Annotated in this window: 7 protein-coding genes and 1 pseudogene; 2 read left to right on the forward strand and 6 right to left on the reverse strand. The window is 44.8% G+C overall.

Features of this window, described 5'->3' with window-relative positions; translation table 11 throughout:
• From MIB40_RS17855 to MIB40_RS17885, 6 genes and pseudogenes are all read right to left on the reverse strand, one after another.
• Positions 1 to 2390 (reverse strand): annotated as a pseudogene (locus MIB40_RS17855) (hypothetical protein); the annotation flags it as partial.
• Positions 2387 to 2926, reverse strand: coding sequence for a hypothetical protein (locus MIB40_RS17860; RefSeq protein WP_249696862.1), 540 nt, complete (start codon positions 2924 to 2926; stop codon positions 2387 to 2389). The gene MIB40_RS17860 and the pseudogene MIB40_RS17855, both read right to left, overlap by 4 nt.
• A 267-nt stretch (positions 2927 to 3193) precedes the next feature.
• Positions 3194 to 11401, reverse strand: a complete 8208-nt coding sequence (locus MIB40_RS17865; protein ID WP_319941692.1) for a calcium-binding protein — start codon at positions 11399 to 11401, stop codon at positions 3194 to 3196.
• A gap of 2 nt (positions 11402 to 11403) precedes the next feature.
• Positions 11404 to 12090 (reverse strand): hypothetical protein, encoded by a 687-nt coding sequence (locus MIB40_RS17875; protein ID WP_249696863.1) that lies wholly within the window; start codon positions 12088 to 12090, stop codon positions 11404 to 11406.
• A 20-nt stretch (positions 12091 to 12110) separates the two neighbouring features.
• Positions 12111 to 13550, reverse strand: a complete 1440-nt coding sequence (locus tag MIB40_RS17880; RefSeq protein WP_264758622.1) for an HlyD family type I secretion periplasmic adaptor subunit — start codon at positions 13548 to 13550, stop codon at positions 12111 to 12113.
• Entirely contained in the window at positions 13547 to 15799 is a 2253-nt protein-coding gene (locus tag MIB40_RS17885; protein WP_249696865.1) for a type I secretion system permease/ATPase, read from the reverse strand. The genes MIB40_RS17880 and MIB40_RS17885 overlap by 4 nt, the downstream gene beginning before the upstream one ends.
• Positions 15800 to 16340: 541 nt before the next feature.
• Here MIB40_RS17885 and MIB40_RS17890 point away from each other — a divergent pair.
• Together MIB40_RS17890 and MIB40_RS17895 are read left to right on the forward strand one after the other, a co-directional pair.
• Entirely contained in the window at positions 16341 to 16832 is a 492-nt protein-coding gene (locus MIB40_RS17890; RefSeq protein ID WP_249696866.1) for a hypothetical protein, read from the forward strand.
• A 60-nt stretch (positions 16833 to 16892) separates the two neighbouring features.
• Positions 16893 to 17642: a metallophosphoesterase family protein gene (locus MIB40_RS17895; RefSeq protein ID WP_249696867.1), complete on the forward strand. Its 750-nt coding sequence runs from the start codon at positions 16893 to 16895 to the stop codon at positions 17640 to 17642.
• Positions 17643 to 17802: the final 160 nt, after the last annotated feature.

A 17802-nucleotide genomic window follows, 5' to 3' on the forward strand; every position in this document is an offset into this window, starting at 1 on the left:
ACATTACTGTACTTGGAAGCGGTCTCAGCATTATAGGTCCTGTATACGTTCGCTGAGCGATCCACCTGAATCAAATCATCGCCTGCACCACCAGACAAATTATTTGAACCTATGTAAGTAGTAACAATCGTATCATTACCCTCACCACCCAATACGGTGTCGTTGTGATTCCCTGCATGGATAGTGTCATCGCCTGTACCACCCAAAATCAGATTGCTTTGAGCGTCACCAGATAAAACATCATCAAGATTAGAACCAATGATGTATTGGGAGTTGTTATAGGTGGAACTGCCTAATGCTTGCAAGGCTGGAAGACTATCAAGATTACTGGTAATAAATTCTTTTAAGTTCCAGCTTTGAGCGTCGCCTTTGTTAACGATTTCTGCCAGCTCAAACAAGTCGTAAACAGCTTCATTATTGCCTTCCAAAGTGGTGATGAATACGTCTTCCATCGCAGAAAAATCGAAAGTAAACTCTCCCCCTTCGACAGAAAGACTAACCGCCTCGGTATAAGACTGCAGGCGTGTTTGGACTAATAAGGCGTTATAGATGGATGATTTTAATGATTCGTACGCGCGATCTATCATCTGGTTCTGAGCACCAAAAAGTGCGCTGGAACCATCCGCTCTTATGATATTTTGCACATCCTGAAATGACTGCCCGTTGAAAACTTCTAATACCTGAAGCTTATCCATCAACGAGCTTATGTTTCCTTCACTGTATTCGCCAATGTAAGTTCTCTGGTTATCCGGGTTAGTCGCATTCCAGCTATCCAGACGTTCACCCAGCGTGTCAAATTCGGCGGTTTTACTCCAGGCGACAATCAGGTTATCCAATATAGATTCTTGTTCGCCCTTACCTGATGCATTCGCGTATTGGGATAGTAACGCGGCCATCGTCGGGCTCAAGGTTGCCGCTTGCAGCAGATCACGTACAGCACCGGAGCCCTTCATGTCCGGTAGGTTTTGCATTGATTCAGGGACTTCCAGCGGGTCTGTAAACTCACGAAAGAATGGATTACTGGCCAGATCCAGATCGCCCAAATCGGCTTCTTCAACTGAGCCGGTGGTTCCGGTTGTACCCGTCGAACCATCGATCCGAGTATAGGTGCCGCTGGCTAACAGGACATTGCCACCGCCAATATCAGAACCGTCTGGCGTATTCGCCGTATTCAGACTTTGAATACCCAACTGCTCCATCGTCAGCAGTTCATTTTCCTGACTGACACCGTCAGAATTCAGGTCCTGCCACAAGCGCAAGTCGGTAAATCCAGAATCCTCTGAATCAACTTTTCCATCACCGTTTTCATCCAATTCGGCTAGCGCTTCGAAACCGTCCACCGCATTCGTCCCATCGGCTAATGGTGTACTGTCACCAAACAGTTCGGTTCCGTCATCGATGGTGCCATTGCCATTACGATCCAGCACCAGAAAGCCATCATCGGGGGCCAACCAGCCAGTCGCTTGTTTAACACCGTCAGCCGTGTGATCAAAAAGTACAGTGCCATCAGCCGGAGTGGTTTCTATTCCGTCACCATCGAGGTCCAGGGCCAAGGGGTCACGCCGAACAGGGGGAGGAGGGGTGTACTCTTGTGCTGAGTTATAAGTTGATGCAGTAACTGCATCAACTTCTTGAAAAGGTAGATCCCACCCAAGAAATGAAGACACCCCGTTAATAGCAGACTTCCCAAGCTCTTCAGCTCCTTCCCAGATATATGCTATGCCTTTTCCTAAATCTTCATATGCATCTGGAAATTCCTCAGCCAAGTAGTCGTTAACTACAGTGCCGACAAAATATGAACCAGCTACCGCACCAACGACAGCGCCTAAAGAGCCTACTGCAACAGCTGAAAATCCCAACCCCAGAACTGAGGCAGCACTGCTAGAAGCTAAAGCTCCAGCAATTTTGCCTGCAAATATTCCTGCAAAAAACCCAGAAACAAGACTACCAGTTAACCGCCCAACCTCATGAGGATCATTACTATCTATAGCTTTATCAATATCTATAGCGGTTGCTCCCCAAGTATATAATCTATTCCCTTGCTTGGCGGCACCACCAAGAATATTTAGAAACGATTTTATAGCATCTCTTGAATCAATAATATTTAGCGATTTATCTGCCGCAGACTGCAATTCTTTGGATAAGCTATCAAAACTTTTTCCAATAGCTTGACGATATTCATAATCACCAATACCTAATAATCTCTTATTTTTTAACTCCTCAACAGCTTCAATTTGACTAGCTTTATGTATAACCACATCCACAGCATCATTTATAGCAGAGCTATTATAAAGATCAGGCAAAACTTCAATCATTTTTACTAAAGTTTGCCTTAAAGCAGAAAACGCCAAGTCTTCTCCTGTTGAATTATTCTCTTCTGAAATTATCATTTAGCCATCCTTAGCAACTTATATTTATCTGAAATTGAAACCAAAAACATCGAATTAAAGAAACTTATACAATAAAAACATAGATAATAAATAAACGAATAGATCGATATATAACTTTGATCAAAAGAAAAATACCCTCCACCTTTAGGGATAAAACAAAACATCATCAAAAAACCGGCAAATAAAAAAACCAGAACAAAAAATCCTGTCCCAATAAAGTAAAGCCACGAAATATAAAACCCCCAAATTTTTCCCTTAATCATGGATTCAACAAAAACAAACAAGGGGAGCAAGCAAACACAAGGCAACCAAAAAACAAGACTAAATACCAGATAATTCAGCTTATAAAATTTTTCAAAATCATCTTTTAATAACTCTATTTCTCTATAAACAGGAACAACATCCGAAAAAAAAGAACCCAAACCAATATTCATGTTCGATAAAATAACAGAACAAATTACTATTAAAAAAAACGCCGAAAAATGAATCCTCCAAGAAACATAAAATCGAAACGAGTACAGCACATCACTTTTCATTTTAAATTCCCTTCAATTTTTACTTATATATCTGAACTCGACGTGCCATAAGTAACAAATCATTGTAAAAAATCAATCTAAAAAATCGACTGATATTCTTATAAACTTTCGTTCTTGTATTCTATAACCACATAACTACACGCCAACTATTCTCACAATTTCGACAATTACCTTTGCTTTAATTAATCAGAAAAATATAAAATCCATCGATCTTGATAGATAAAACGCCAAAGCCGAATCACTTTGACGCGTTTACTCAAGGAAGGGTTAACTCCAACTAGCGGCAATCACCGTATCCACCTGTTGGCGGTCTTCTGGTGTAATGGTTAGCTCACCGGCACCCGAAACATCAAACGCGGCCATGGCATTCACCAACTGCAATACCTGAGAGCTTTGCAATACGGCGCCGTCGCTGTCTACGATCGATGTCAGACTGTCGTTTCCGGTCGTCCAACCATCGACGGTGATTTGATCGGTACTGTCCAGTACATTGATCAACAGCTTTTCGTCTTGCAGGCTAAACCATAGATTGTCGGCTGTGATATCTCCGGTAAATACCAATTGGTCAGAGCCAGCATTACTCACGGTTTCTTCAGCTAGAGTATCCTGACCATCACCATTGCCGAACAAGAAGGTGTCGTTACCGGCACCGCCGGTGAGCACGTCATTACCTTCTCCGCCTGTCAGCTGGTCATGCCCACAACCGCCCGATAAGGTATCGGCACCATTGCCTCCGTAAAGCCTGTCGTTACCTTCCTGGCCAAACAGTTGATCGTCTCCGGCTTCACCGGACAGCTGATCATAGCCCGCACCACCGGCGACAATGTCATCGCCTGCACCCGCGAAAATTATATCGTCTTCAGTGCCTGCGATAATGCGTTCGGCACTTTCAACGCCTGCTAGCTCTTTGGTTTGTGCAACGATATCGCTCAAGATTTTTTGAGTGCCATCACTGAAGGAGAAGTTAACCGGGGAATTTAGTGGATCTTGACCAGCAAAGGCATAACTGACTGATTGCCCCTCGTACTCATTGCCATTGATGTCCATAAAGGTCAGCGTGACAATGGTTTCGTTATTCAGGGTTTCAAGACGGGCCACGACTCGATCAGCGGCCACATTATCCCCAAACTTCAACGTATTGACGCCCTGGGTATCAACGATGGTGTCAGCGCCCTCACCAATACGATATTGGTAACTGTCATTACCCATCCCCCCCGACAAGACATCATCACCTTTACCACCAATGAGGGTGTCGTCGCCGGCTAAACCGATTAGCGCATTATCATTGCTGTTACCGGTCAAGGTATTGGAGAGTTCGTTACCGGTGCCAGTAGCTGCATCCCCATCTAGCAACGTCAGGTTTTCAACCGCCGAGGACAAACTGTAATCGATACTGGATTCGATAGTATCGGTACCTTCATCTGCCAGTTCCACAACGCTGTCGGAAAGATGATCAACCCGATAGGTATCATCCCCCATCCCTCCCATCAAAGTATCAGTACCTTCGGCACCATCCAGCAAGTTGTTACCCGTATTACCGATCAAAAGATTATTCTGGGCATTACCCCAAAGCTTCAAGTCGGCATCACCTAGCAGGTGAACTTCTTCAATATTATCCGCCACGGTATAAGAAGCATGGCTATAAACGGTGTCATAACCACCGTCTGCCATTTCTGTTATCTCATCGGCATAGTAGGTAGTAACCGTCTTTTCAATCTGAGTGAATTGCGGCTCATCAGCAGCCAGCGTGATGGTTTTGGAGTTTTCAGATTCTGCTTCAGTTGGTGCACTTGTATTGACAGTCTGTTCCGTAAGAACGGTTTCTTCCCCTTTTGAAGCATCGTCAGAACCAGACGATTTATAGAGGTTGAACCAGCCTTCTAACTTTGCCAATAATAATGACGATTGAGTTGCAGAATCCTCCCTGTATTTATTTCCCTTTTTACCGCTATGACTAGTCCATGAGCTTGACTGACGGCCATAACGGGATTGACCATAGCCATAATCCCAGCTTGAGTATTGACCCCTTGAGCGATCATCACAATCGCCTCCGGCATTACCCCACTTGGAGCCCCTACCCGAACCTTGCCCCCACCTGGGCTGCTCTTTCTGTTTCCAATCGGATTCGCAATTCCAATCAGATTTCCAATTATCATCGCATCCCCAGTTAGCATCCCAGCCCGAATCACATTCCCAATTGCTACCGTTTCCTGGATTCCAACCCCAGTCACTACCGGAGCCGCAATCATCATCAAAATTCCAATCGCATCCGCCATTAGAACCCCAGTCATCATCGCAGCCCCAATCTGAGTTCCAATCATCACCACAACTCCAATCGGAACCCCAGCCGGTATCACACTCCCAGCCCCAACCAGAATCACAATCCCACGACCAATTCCAATCCCATTCCCAAGAACCGCAGCCATCATCGGGCTGTTCTGGTAATTCCGGAATGACCTCTTCCGATGGGTCGCAGGCGAGCCCCAGCTCTGGCTCAACAGGCACATCCACCGTAACGGTTTCCGATTCGCTATAACCGTCGATGAAGTAAACATCATCGCCTTCACCACCCTCTAGTCGGTCTAAGCCGCCGTTATCAACAGCGTTCAAGCTGTCTTCTCCCTGGCCACCGTAGAGTGTGTCGTTACCTTCACCACCGATCAGGGTGTCGTCACCATCACCGCCATCGATAACATCATGCCCTTCGCCACCATCAAGATGATCGTTATTACTGAGCACTGTTATTCCATCAGTAGAATTGCCGTAATTGGGATCTTCGTTATCAAAGAAGCTTGGTAGGTAATCCCCATCACCGTTTTCTTCAACAATGACCTGACCGCCGCCATTATCCCCACCATAAAGATAGTCGTCACCCGAGCCGCCATAGATTTCATCATCGCCAGAGCCGCCGTCCAGATGATCGTTACCGGCACCGCCATCGAGGTAATCGTTATTGGAGAACACAGGGGCATCACTGCCTTCTTGAGGCGAGTCAACTTCTTCATTATTGAGGCTAAAACTCGCCACATCGACACCACCACCATCACCTTCATTGACGACCAAGAAAGGATCATCGCCGCCATAGATGATGTCGTCACCCTCACCGCCGATCAAACGGTCGTCACCCTGACCACCATCAATCGAATCATTACCGGCACCACCATCAATGATGTCATCATTCTCAACTAATACTATGTCTCCATCCCATATATTACTTTGGTACCAGTTGACTTTGTCTTCACCACCAAACAGGACATCGTCGCCTTCACCACCCGATATTTGGTCATTACCGGCTTGACCATCGATCTCATCGTTACCCGCATACCCCAGCAGGTCGTTATCAAGTTCATTACCCAATATCTCGTTATCTAACGCATTACCTTCGCCAATGTAAGCATCGTCTCCGGATAACTTTAGCGCTTCGACATTATCCAGTAATCGGTAATTGGAGTATGCCTCTACACGATCATAGCCTTCATTTTCCAGTTCAATTGCCTGGTCTGATTCGCTTTCCACTACATAAGAATCATCGCCCTGGCCACCGTACATTTTGTCTTGACCATAACCTCCATCAAGGTAGTCATGGCCGCCCATACCATGGAGAACGTTATCGCTGTAGTTACCGAAGATTTTGTTCGAAAGATCGTTGCCCGTGCCAGTCACTGCATCGCCGTGACTTAAATAAAGCTCTTCCAGGTTATCGCCCAGGGTGTAATCGATGCTGCTATGAACTTCGTCATAACCTTCATTAGCGTTTTCGGTGATTACATCCCCAACATTATCAACGGTATAGTAATCATCACCAGTGCCGCCCTCCATGGTGTCTGCGCCAGATCCACCATAGATCCTGTCGTTACCACTACCGCCTACGATCGTGTCGTTGCCAGAGTTACCGAGTAAGAAGTCGTCGCCTGATTCTCCACGAAGTTCATTAGCACCTGAATTACCAGATATACGATTGTCGCTACTATTTCCATAGCCAAAAAGGTTATTTGTACCTGTTAAATTAAGCTCCTCGATATTTTCAGACAACTGATAGGAGGCTGAACTGTATACTCGGTCGTATTCATACCCTTCTTCTCTGGTGTTATACCGTTCTTCTATTATTTGATCTTCGGTCTCATCCACATAGTAAGTATCGTATCCCCGACCTCCGATCATCACATCAACACCATTCCCTCCATTGAGAGTATTATGCCCCTCATTACCTGTCAGGCTATTATCTAACGCATTACCAATTCCTGTTCTAGCGGACCCAGTCAGGACCAGATTTTCTACATGATCGGTCAGTGTATAATTTACACTGGCCTCAACAGTATCATTACCAGAAGAATAATATTCTGAAACCCTATCTTTGAAATCATCAACGATATACAGATCATCGCCTCTTCCACCACTCATCTGATCGCCAGAAGCTCCACCATCCAGGCGGTTATTTCCCTCGTTCCCTGAAATCACATTAGCCAAGGAGTTTCCCCAGCCAGAGATATTGTCAGCCCCTTCTAAGGATAGATTTTCTACACCAGCTCGTAAGTGATAATCAGAAGTAGAGACAACATTATCGTTGCCTTCGCCGTCCTCCTCAATTATTTGATCGGCATCGGAATCAACATAATAAGTATCATTGCCAGTACCGCCAACCAAGGTGTCGGCTCCAGTCCCTCCATCTAAAATGTCATTGCCCGATTTACCATATAACGTGTCTTCGCCATCCAAACCAAATAGCTGATTATTTGCTTCGTTGCCATTAAGAATATTATTCTCAGCATTGCCTGTACCTGCGCTCGCGTTTTCTATTAACTCCAAATTCTCTACATTGTCAGATAGCGTATAATTTAATCCGACACGAACAGTATCAATACCCTCATCAGCTAGCTCAATGACCTGATCATCCAAAGAATCAATCAAATAGGTGTCATCACCCTTCATGCCGTGCAAGGCATCGTCGCCTTCACCACCATCTATCAGATCATTTCCAGACATACCATAAATCAAATCGTTACCAGCATAACCATAAATGGTATCCTCCAATCCTGTACCATAAATAGTGTCATCCTGATCAGTACCCGTATGCTCCATACCTAAGGCTAATATAGCCTCATACGACAAGCTCTCACCGTCAGCAAAGTCTATGGAGGAAATGCCTGCCCCAGCATATGGATTTAATGCATCGAAATTTTCCAAATGCAAAATATCAATGCCGGCAAATCTGATAACCAATGACCCCATCCCGATAGATAGAAATCCACTTCCGAAAGCTTGTACTAAATCACCATAACCTCGATCAATATAAACCGAATTTTTTCCGGAATCGTTAATCCGATCAGCGTCGAAATCAGGAGGGGCGGACCCTTCAGTGTCAAATAGCTCACCAACATTGACTATATAAGTATCTTCACCAGCTCCACCCCAAAGGGTATCACTGCCCTCTCGACCCCAAATAATGTCTTTACCCTCACCGCCATAAATGACATCGTCACCCTTGCCGCCATCCAGCTTATCGTCACCCGCTCCACCGATTAATGTGTCTTTGCCTCCCATTCCCAGCAAAGTGTCTTCACCATCACCTCCATCAAGATAATCATCAAAATCATCATCAGGATTATCATCACCCTGCAGATAGTCATCATCATCCCCACCATAAAGGTGATCACTACCACCATTTCCCCATATTTTATCTGATCCTTTTCCACCGAAAATAATATCATCACCATCCAGATTTTTATCACCACTGACCTTATCGCCAGAGAGCTCATCATCACCGGAATCACCAGAAATCACATCATTTCCTGCACCACCAAATATTTCGTCTTTATCCTCTCCACCAATAAGCACATCATGACCAATGACATTACCCGCATCGCCAGGGTTTTCACCGGTCAATATATCGTTTCCACTTCCACCATAAACAATATCGTTACCGATACTTCCCCCGACATTATCAGCACCACCGCCAGCAAAAATAAGATCGTCCCCACTACCTTCAGGTTCACTCAAGCCAGTTACCGGTGAAAAAACATAGCTTCCATCGATACGCTCAACGGTCCATTTAGATGAAGAAGAAACCCAGTTGTTATCTCCATCAATGTGGTCATCCCCTGCCGCACCGTAAATGGTGTCCTCACCACTCCCACCCCAAATAGCATCAGCGCCAGTCCCACCTATTAGAACGTCATCTCCATAGAGACCAGAGATCCAATCACCCAACTCGGCACCTTGTCCGATACCGTTCATACGAACGTCATCATTAAGGATCTCAATATCTTCCCCTGCAATCACCTCACTAACATTTATGCCGGAACTTGGTTTGTTCGGTATCCCATTGAGAAGGTCTCGTCCATCAGTCCCTGTTTTTGTAAGACCCGCCGATACATAAGAAGGCATCGCTCCTGAGTGGTCGGTTAGGTCAAGATCGAAGCTTTCTTTGTTGTTGACCCAGCCCACAATACGAAGGACATCACCGGTACCGACTCCACCTAAATGAATCAGGAGATCATTATCTGCCACAGTCAAGACATGGGAGCCTGGCAAAGGCTTACCATCATTACCTAACTGGCGATATACATTATTGTCGACATCAACAGATTGAAATCCTGTAAGTGATACGAAATTTTCACCATCGATAGAGTATTCGATGCTATTGAACCCTTTGACATCGACTATATGATCCAGTCCATCACCGACGGTAAATCGATAGACGTCATCCCCCTCCCCACCTTCGAGTCGATCAACTCCCTTCCCGCCTATTAAAGTATCTTTCCCTTTACCACCAAACAACTGATCATCGCCTATGCCACCGTCTAGCGTATCTTCACCGTCATTACCTTCAAGCCAGTCGTTTCCAGAAAATCCACGTATTGTATCATCCCCACCCCGACCGTAAATTCTTCCACCATATACATGGCCATCAATATTTTCCTCCTTATCACTACCAAACTTTATATAGGAAGGCTCAATTGACTTTAAATTGTTATCTTTTAAATCCGAGGTGGTACGCCTTATCCCTTCATTCAAGTCAGTATATACCGCCTTTTTATTGACACCTACATCATAAAAAACGCCATCTTCACCATCTCTAAAATTATAATGCAATGTACTTTCAAGATATTGAGCCCTATCTAAAAGGTATTGCTCAGAAAAATTCTCAGTGTCGTAATAACTGCTTTCCACATCCGTCCCGGATAAATCACCAAGAACAACAAAGGGCAACAGATTTTCAATAGAGTACCGGTAAGAACGAGATTCAATATCATTATTATCAGAAATAATCGATATTATCTTTTGCTCAAATGTAAAAGGAATAACAGTAAGATCACTCGTATTTTTTGATACATAGCTAGTTAATTCAAGAGCCTTTTCATTAAATATATTCCGCTTATCTAAGCCTTCAGTACCAGAATAACTTTCCAAATATATATCTTCTTTTATAAACAACTTATAAAGCTGCATGACTACTGACTCAAAGCTATTTTTAGCAACCGAACTGGCTTGGTATAGAATTTTACCAATGATATCCATTTCAATTTTTGAATCTACCTCTGAGAGCAAGTTATAAACCTGTAGAGAATCCACAAGCTGCACCTTGCCATGACCTGCAAGACCGGTAAAACCATTTGTTTCAATAAATATTTCTTCTGGATCACTATCAAAACCCTTGCCAGCGTCGCCTGAAACAAGATCCCCATCATCTCCAACTGCATTAGATTCCGCAGTTATTTGATGAATAATATTAGAGTCAAATCCTAATGCCTGTTCATTCCCAGTAATCTTTGAAATAGCCTTTAACGTTATAGCTTTACTAAAATCACCATCATAGCCAGCACCAAGATAAGTATATGCAGTTTCAACTAAATCCGGAAAAAGCAACGTACTTAGAGCAGACAAATGACCACCCAAAGAATGCCCTGCGACTGTTATTTTTTCTCCATCACTTATCACACCAGATCCAATTATTGGATCAACTTCCTCTATATAATAAACGTAGTTATTACTAGGTCCTTCATCGCCCTCTCTTTCCCTTTTCTCATATAAAGCCTCTACACCTAAAGGCTCTGTCCCTTTTATTTTTCTCTGGATTGCAACTTGCCTAACAACTCCACTTTTAAGACTGCTAACATAATTATATAAATCAACAGTTTGCCTTAACGCCAACCCCAATGTAACAATCTCATAATCAGCATCAAACAAATCCTGCCCTAACTCAGAAGGCTCAGTACCAGAAATCCCTAGAATCAAACCTCCAGACGCACCACCGATCTCTTTATCTCTAAATAAAACCGCATCAAAACCACTTAAATACTCATTATCAGTTGACGCAACATAGTCAAAACGCTTAAAAAAATTGCCCGCCTGAGAACTTGAAAACCCAGAAGTGCTTTGATCTTGAATGGCTAAATCCCCTTCATTATCTATTTCTGCATAAGCAGCCTGCATAATTAATGAATATTTATAATAATCAGAAATAATATTTTTCATTATCAAATCCCTTTTCCTTCATATCCATAAAAACCATCAAACAAACTATTATCTGACGAAAATCTTCGCTTATGAGAAAATGATTCATAGCAAGAACTAATACTAATTCCGAAAGGTGAAGCCAAAAAACTTTCTAACCAACCATTGTAGACATAGTAATCTTTTCTTTCTGCCACTATTCTCTTATCATCAATTTTCTGTATATAGTAATGCTTTAAATATGCTTCAACACCAAACCAAACTCCAACCTCATAATTTAAGTTAGCCCTGTATTCATACTTACTTAATATACTTTTTACTGAACTTGAAATAATTTCGCCTTCTTCAATGTATAGCCTTTCATATCCGCCGCTTTTTTCATTTATTTCAACATATTTAAACCCTTTATTTAGCAAACTATCAATTAGTGGAGTTTTATAATCCTTCGCAATATATATACCACCCTCACTACTTTCTTCGTAGACTTTAACTCCTCCATCGTTAAAGCAAAGGCGAGTTAGATATAGCCTACCAATTAAAACATCCCATGTAGGAATTAATATCAATGCTAGAACCACTATCCCCAATATTATTTTTCTTATTATTACAACTCTAATCTCTCTATTCACAATTTTCGTTACATAGAAAAATGTCAAAGCCGATACAGGAAAGTAAAACAAAACCAGTACAGCTATAGATAAGATAGTCATAAAAAATCCTCTATATGAAGTTATCGTTCACTCACACTCTCATCCATCTTTCTCATCAAAGGCGACATCACATACTCTATCAATCTTCGCTTGCCCGTTTTTACTTCAGCCATCACTGTCATTCCTGGCAACAGATCTACTGTCCGTGAATCCACCTGCATGGTGTTTTTATCAAGCTTTAAACGCAGCTTGTAGACCAAGCCTTTTACTTCATCCACCACGGCATCTGCTGTTACCCCCACCACTTTGGCATCGAGCACTCCGTATTTGGTGAAGTTGAATGTATTTATTTTGACTTCGGCCGGCTGACCCGCAAACACAAAACCGATGTCTTTATTTTCCAGCACGGCTTCTACTTCTAGAAAATCGTCTTTAGGCACTATTTGCATTAACACCTGCGCCTCGGTAACTACCCCCCCAATAGTATGAACAGATAGCTGCTGAACCGTGCCCGATACCGGTGCATAGAGCTTTTGTTTGGCATTGATATCTGATGCTTTGGCAAGCTCCTGAATCAGAGAATGTACTTGCCGCTGGTATTCATCCACCTGAGTTAAAGATTGATGCTTTGCTTCTGCCTTGATCATCTCTATTTGTTGGCTTGCTGTTTCTATAGCCGCCAAAAATTGCTGCTGTTGCGCTTGATGAATCGCCAGAGTTTGTTGCTGCTCTATCCGCTCCTGCTCCAGAACCAGGTATTCCATTTCTGGCGCCAGTTTTTTGTCTGACAAGCCTTTGAGTGCATTCGCCCGCCGCGTAATCAAAGGCAGGGTTTTCTGCAACTGAATAACCTGTGCGCTATTACTTTGCAGCTCAGCAAGCCGCTCCTGCTTCTGACTTTCATAGGTACGAATTTTTGATTGATAGTCCAACCATTCTTGCTGTAATAACTGAGTCTGCATCGCTTGTTCGACAGCTGATGTCACATAACCATAACCTGTTATTTTCTCTGACAATACAGGCTGCTCGACCTCCCCCCTTAAGGCACGCAATAACGCCCTTTCACGCTGCAAATTTTGCTGGGCAAAGTGCAATTCCTGGGTGATGCGTTTTTGCTCTGCTGCTGTCAGTGTTTGATCTAATTCTACAAGCGCTTCCCCCGCTTCAACCTGCTGACCTTCTCTGACATAGATCGCTTTAACTACGCCTTTTTCTATTGGCTGGATATCCTTAATACGGCTACTGGAAATAATTTTCCCTTCCGCTACCGCTACAATATCTATCTCTCCAATACAGGCCCAGGCGACTGCGGTCACAAACATCAGCATAATCACACACCCCAACCCTCTCCCGATGGGTGAGGGTGGCCGCTCTAACACTTCTAATGCTGCGGGTAAAAAGTCGAGGGCCTGGGCATCCCTTTTCTGGGCACCTAGCTTGGCTCGGTTAACCCAGGCTTCCGCCAATACATCCCAATATTGTTTCAATCGACTCTTATTCCAGCCCTCCCGAATACTCATGACGATACTCCTGCCGACTCATCAGCAGCTTCCATTTTCTTTTCCGTTTCAGATGCCTGCTTCTGAACCTCCTTTTCGACAGTTTTAATATGCGGAACATGGTTCTGATAGCTGTGCAATTTGTGGTAATACCCATGTTGCTGAATGAGCTGATCATGATTGCCGCTTTCGATGATCTTGCCTTTATCCATCACAATTATGCGATCGCACTGCCTAACCGTTGATAACCGATGAGCAATAATAAATACTGTGCGACCTTTACAAATGGCTCCCATATTTTCCTGGATGATTCGTTCCGATTCATAATCGAGGGCACTGGTTGCTTCATCGAAAATTAGAATTCTCGGGTTGGAGATTAAGGCACGAGCGATGGCAATACGTTGGCGCTGGCCACCAGATAAATTGCAACCGTGTTCCCCTACTGGATTGTCGTACCCTTCGGGTAATTCCAGAATAAAATCATGGGCACCAGCCAATTTTGCAGCATGTACAACGGCTTCCATGGGTACCCCGGGGTTGGCAACGGCTATGTTCTCCCGCACACTACGGCTGAACAGAAAATTTTCCTGCAGGACAACCCCGATACTACGCCGTAGCCAGGCCGTATCGACAACACCGAGATCAACCCCATCTGCCATCACTCGCCCGCCTTCGGGCACATAAAAGCGCTGGATTAATTTTGTCAGAGTACTTTTACCGGAACCTGAGCGCCCGACTATACCGATGACATCTCCCGCCGCTACATTCAGGTTAACCCCATCCAAAATGACCGGGCCGTCTGGTCGGTAACGGAAACGAACATTCTCCAGTCGCACCTCACCTTTCAGTTGCGGCAATGTACTGCGATTAGGGTTAAAACCCGGCTCGCGGGTCGTGTTTAAAATGTCACCCAGTCGCTTGACCGAGATACCGGCTTGCTGAAAATCTTGCCAAAGCTGCACCAACTTCAGAATAGGCCCACTGACCTGCCCCGCGAGCATATTAAATGCCACCAACATTCCGACCGTCATGCTGCCCTCCATCACCGCGTACGCACCAAAGAAGATGATACCGAGGGTCGTCAACTTACTGATAAATCCGGCTATCTGATTCGATATATTGCCAATATGCTGGGTATTAAAGGAGGCGTTCACATAACGGGCGAGCTGGTCTTCCCAACGACGTTGCATCTGAGGCTCCAAGGCACAAGCCTTGACGGTTTCAACGCCACTGATCGACTCTGTCAAAAATGCCTGATTTTCGGCACCGTACTGAAACTTTTTGTCCAGCCGCGCACGCAACATGGGTGTAACAACAACTGATAGTAGTACGTATAAAGGAATGGTACCCATCACAATCATGGTCAGAAGCGGGCTGTAGTACCACATGACTGCGAAGAATACGAAAGTGAAAAGCAGATCAATACAGAGAGTCAGGGCCGAGCCGGTGATAAAGTTGCGTATGGTATCCAGCTCGCGTACTCGAGCAACACTCTGGCCCACTTGACGCGCCTCGAAATAGGGCAAGGGAAGCCCCATTAAATGATTGTACAGTCGGGACCCCAGTTCAACATCCACCCGGTTCGTGGTGTGGCTGAACACGTAATTACGTATCCCTCCAAGAAGTGCATCAAAGATCGCGATTGCAAAGAAACCTACCGCCAACACATCAAGCGTCGTGAGGCCTTTATGGACGAGTACCTTGTCCATAATAACCTGGAAAAACAGAGGCGTAATCAACGCAAATAATTGAATAAAGAATGATGCCAACAGCACACCACCAAACAACTTTCGATACTTTACGATGGCTGGAATAAACCAACTAATATCAAACTCACGTATCGACTCCAGCATTCCTCCACGTTTTGTGAGCAATATCAGATCACCACTCCAGCGAGCTTCTAACTCCGACAATAAGATCTGCTGTGGTGAAGACTCACCCGGATCGAGAATTAACGCTTGTGGCTGTTTAATCGAGTCATTATCAATCGATGAGGTTTGCGGCTCGCTCACACGAGCAATAATAAAACTTTTACCTTCCGGCGTTTTAGCAATTGCAGGCAACAAACTTGGACTCAGCTCTGACACCGATGAGATGATCGTGCGAGCTTTGAAACCTAACGCTTTAGCAGCACGTAATAAATCGGTTGCCGTCAGAGGTTGATCGCCATCGCCAAACTGATGACGGAGCTGCTCATACTCCGCAGGTACTTGTTGCATCCGAGCAATGGTCACCAAACACTGGCAACCCGTATCCATATTTTTTGTCATGCTTGAGCCTTGTAATGCATCAGGGCTGTTTTTATAGCATCCTGATTAGGGCTTATAGTGATTGTTTTCGGTTAACGTGAGAGCAATAGTGAAGTCAAAAGCCTTACCTCCCTCGCGAACAGCTTCCTTTACTGCATACTGATTATCCGGAATTCCTTGGACCGTTAAGTGGGACATCACCCTCATGCTGCGTATGACATGGTCGATATCTCACATTTATTCGCGTTATATCACACAAGCTGTCTCATATAATGAACGCTGTACCACAGGCTACGCGGAATCCGAAACAATAAATGATTCATCGTTAGCGTAAAAGTACGCTGGTCTCATATTCGAACAACAGCTCGTTGCACCTGCGTGATGGTTTCTTACCATCCTTATAGACATCGGTTTCCAAACCCACAGTGTGCTCAACCCCTTTTCAGAGGCTGACTTCAAATTCAATGCCCTGGTTGATTCATGGTTCTGCCCAGCCCTGTATTCGGTATATGATAAGGCTCGCCGTCATGGCGAATGACAGGAAGGAGGACCAAGGATCAGCATGAGTTTATGGAAAGAGCTGTACGCCATTTTTGATAATGAGCGGTCTCGCTGGCAATCCAGCAGCGCTACCCGTCAGGAGCTGGTCTTCGAGTTGCAGGGCAACCTTCGCTTTCTTGCCGATGCCCTGCACAATGATCTCGATCAGGCTGCTATTGCCCAGGGACTCGATAGCGCTGTGTTCGAGCGATCCCTGGCCAGTAATTTTTCGTTTAACTCAATCTGCAAACGCAGCCTTAAAGCCAGTACGAGTGGCGATTTCGATGAATTCAAAAAGTACCTGGGCAAGGATACCGAATACCTGATCAAGAATGTCTATTCCAAAATTCTGTTACTGAAAAAGCTGTCAACGATTAACGCCCCCAGCGACCTTTCCCGACGCTATAAATCCCTGTTCAGGGTGTTAATGCTTGTGGTTGCCCATATCGAGAACCAACCCTTAAAGCGCCAGAAAGACCCGACCTCCCTTCAACGGGCAAAGAAATCCAAATAACCCTTTACTCGAAAATCTTTGTTCCCAACCAAGTCATTACACTGCCCCTTTGAGGTTTGTATGTTGGAAAAAATTGCCATTCTGTCTGATATCCACAGCAATATTTTTGCCCTTGAAGCCGTTATCAATCACGCCCGGGCGAACGGAGCAACGACCTTTATCAACCTGGGCGATATCCTTTATGGGCCGATTGCCCCTCGCAAAACCTACGAGCGCCTGCAATCGCTTAATGCGCTGACTCTGTCGGGTAACCAGGACAGGCAGATCTATGAGGCGACGCCCGACGAAATCGACGCCAATCCAACCATGGCGTTTATTCTCCAGGATCTGGGCCAAGAACCCCTCCACTGGATGAAGTCATTGCCTTTTGATTTGCACATCACGCCCGAAATCTACGCCTGCCATGGCACCCCCACCAATGACTTGATCTATCTGCTCGAAGATGTCAGCTCCGGCTCAGCCACCGTGCGTACTGACCAGAAGATTCTCAGCCTGCTCGGCGACGTTTGCGCGCCCATTATCTTATGCGGTCACAGCCATACACCGCGCTGTATTGAGCTATCTACCGGACAGTGTGTTATTAATCCGGGAAGCGTTGGCTTGCAAGCGTATACCGATGAAGAGCCGGTTGTTCACTCTATGCAGAATTACTCCTCCCATGCCTCTTACGCTACCCTGCAGCGCTGCAACAACTCACCCTGGGATATTGCCTTTCACAGGGTGAGTTACGATGTCCATAGCGCCATACAAGCTGCTCAGTCTCGAAACCGGGATGACTGGGTTCATTATCTAACTACAGGAAGACACTGATAGCGCCACGTAGTACTCAATACCGTTTCCTGCTTGTGTTTATTAAGGCACCTCTGATTAATTCGGATAGATCTCTGCGGATCCTAACAATGGTTTTTATCAAGGCGAAGCTCGCCGTTCATGTCGAGACCTGGACAAGGGCTTCAACACCGAGAAAAAC

This window comes from Aestuariirhabdus haliotis, from assembly GCF_023509475.1.
Classification (GTDB): Bacteria; Pseudomonadota; Gammaproteobacteria; order Pseudomonadales; family Aestuariirhabdaceae; genus Aestuariirhabdus; species Aestuariirhabdus haliotis.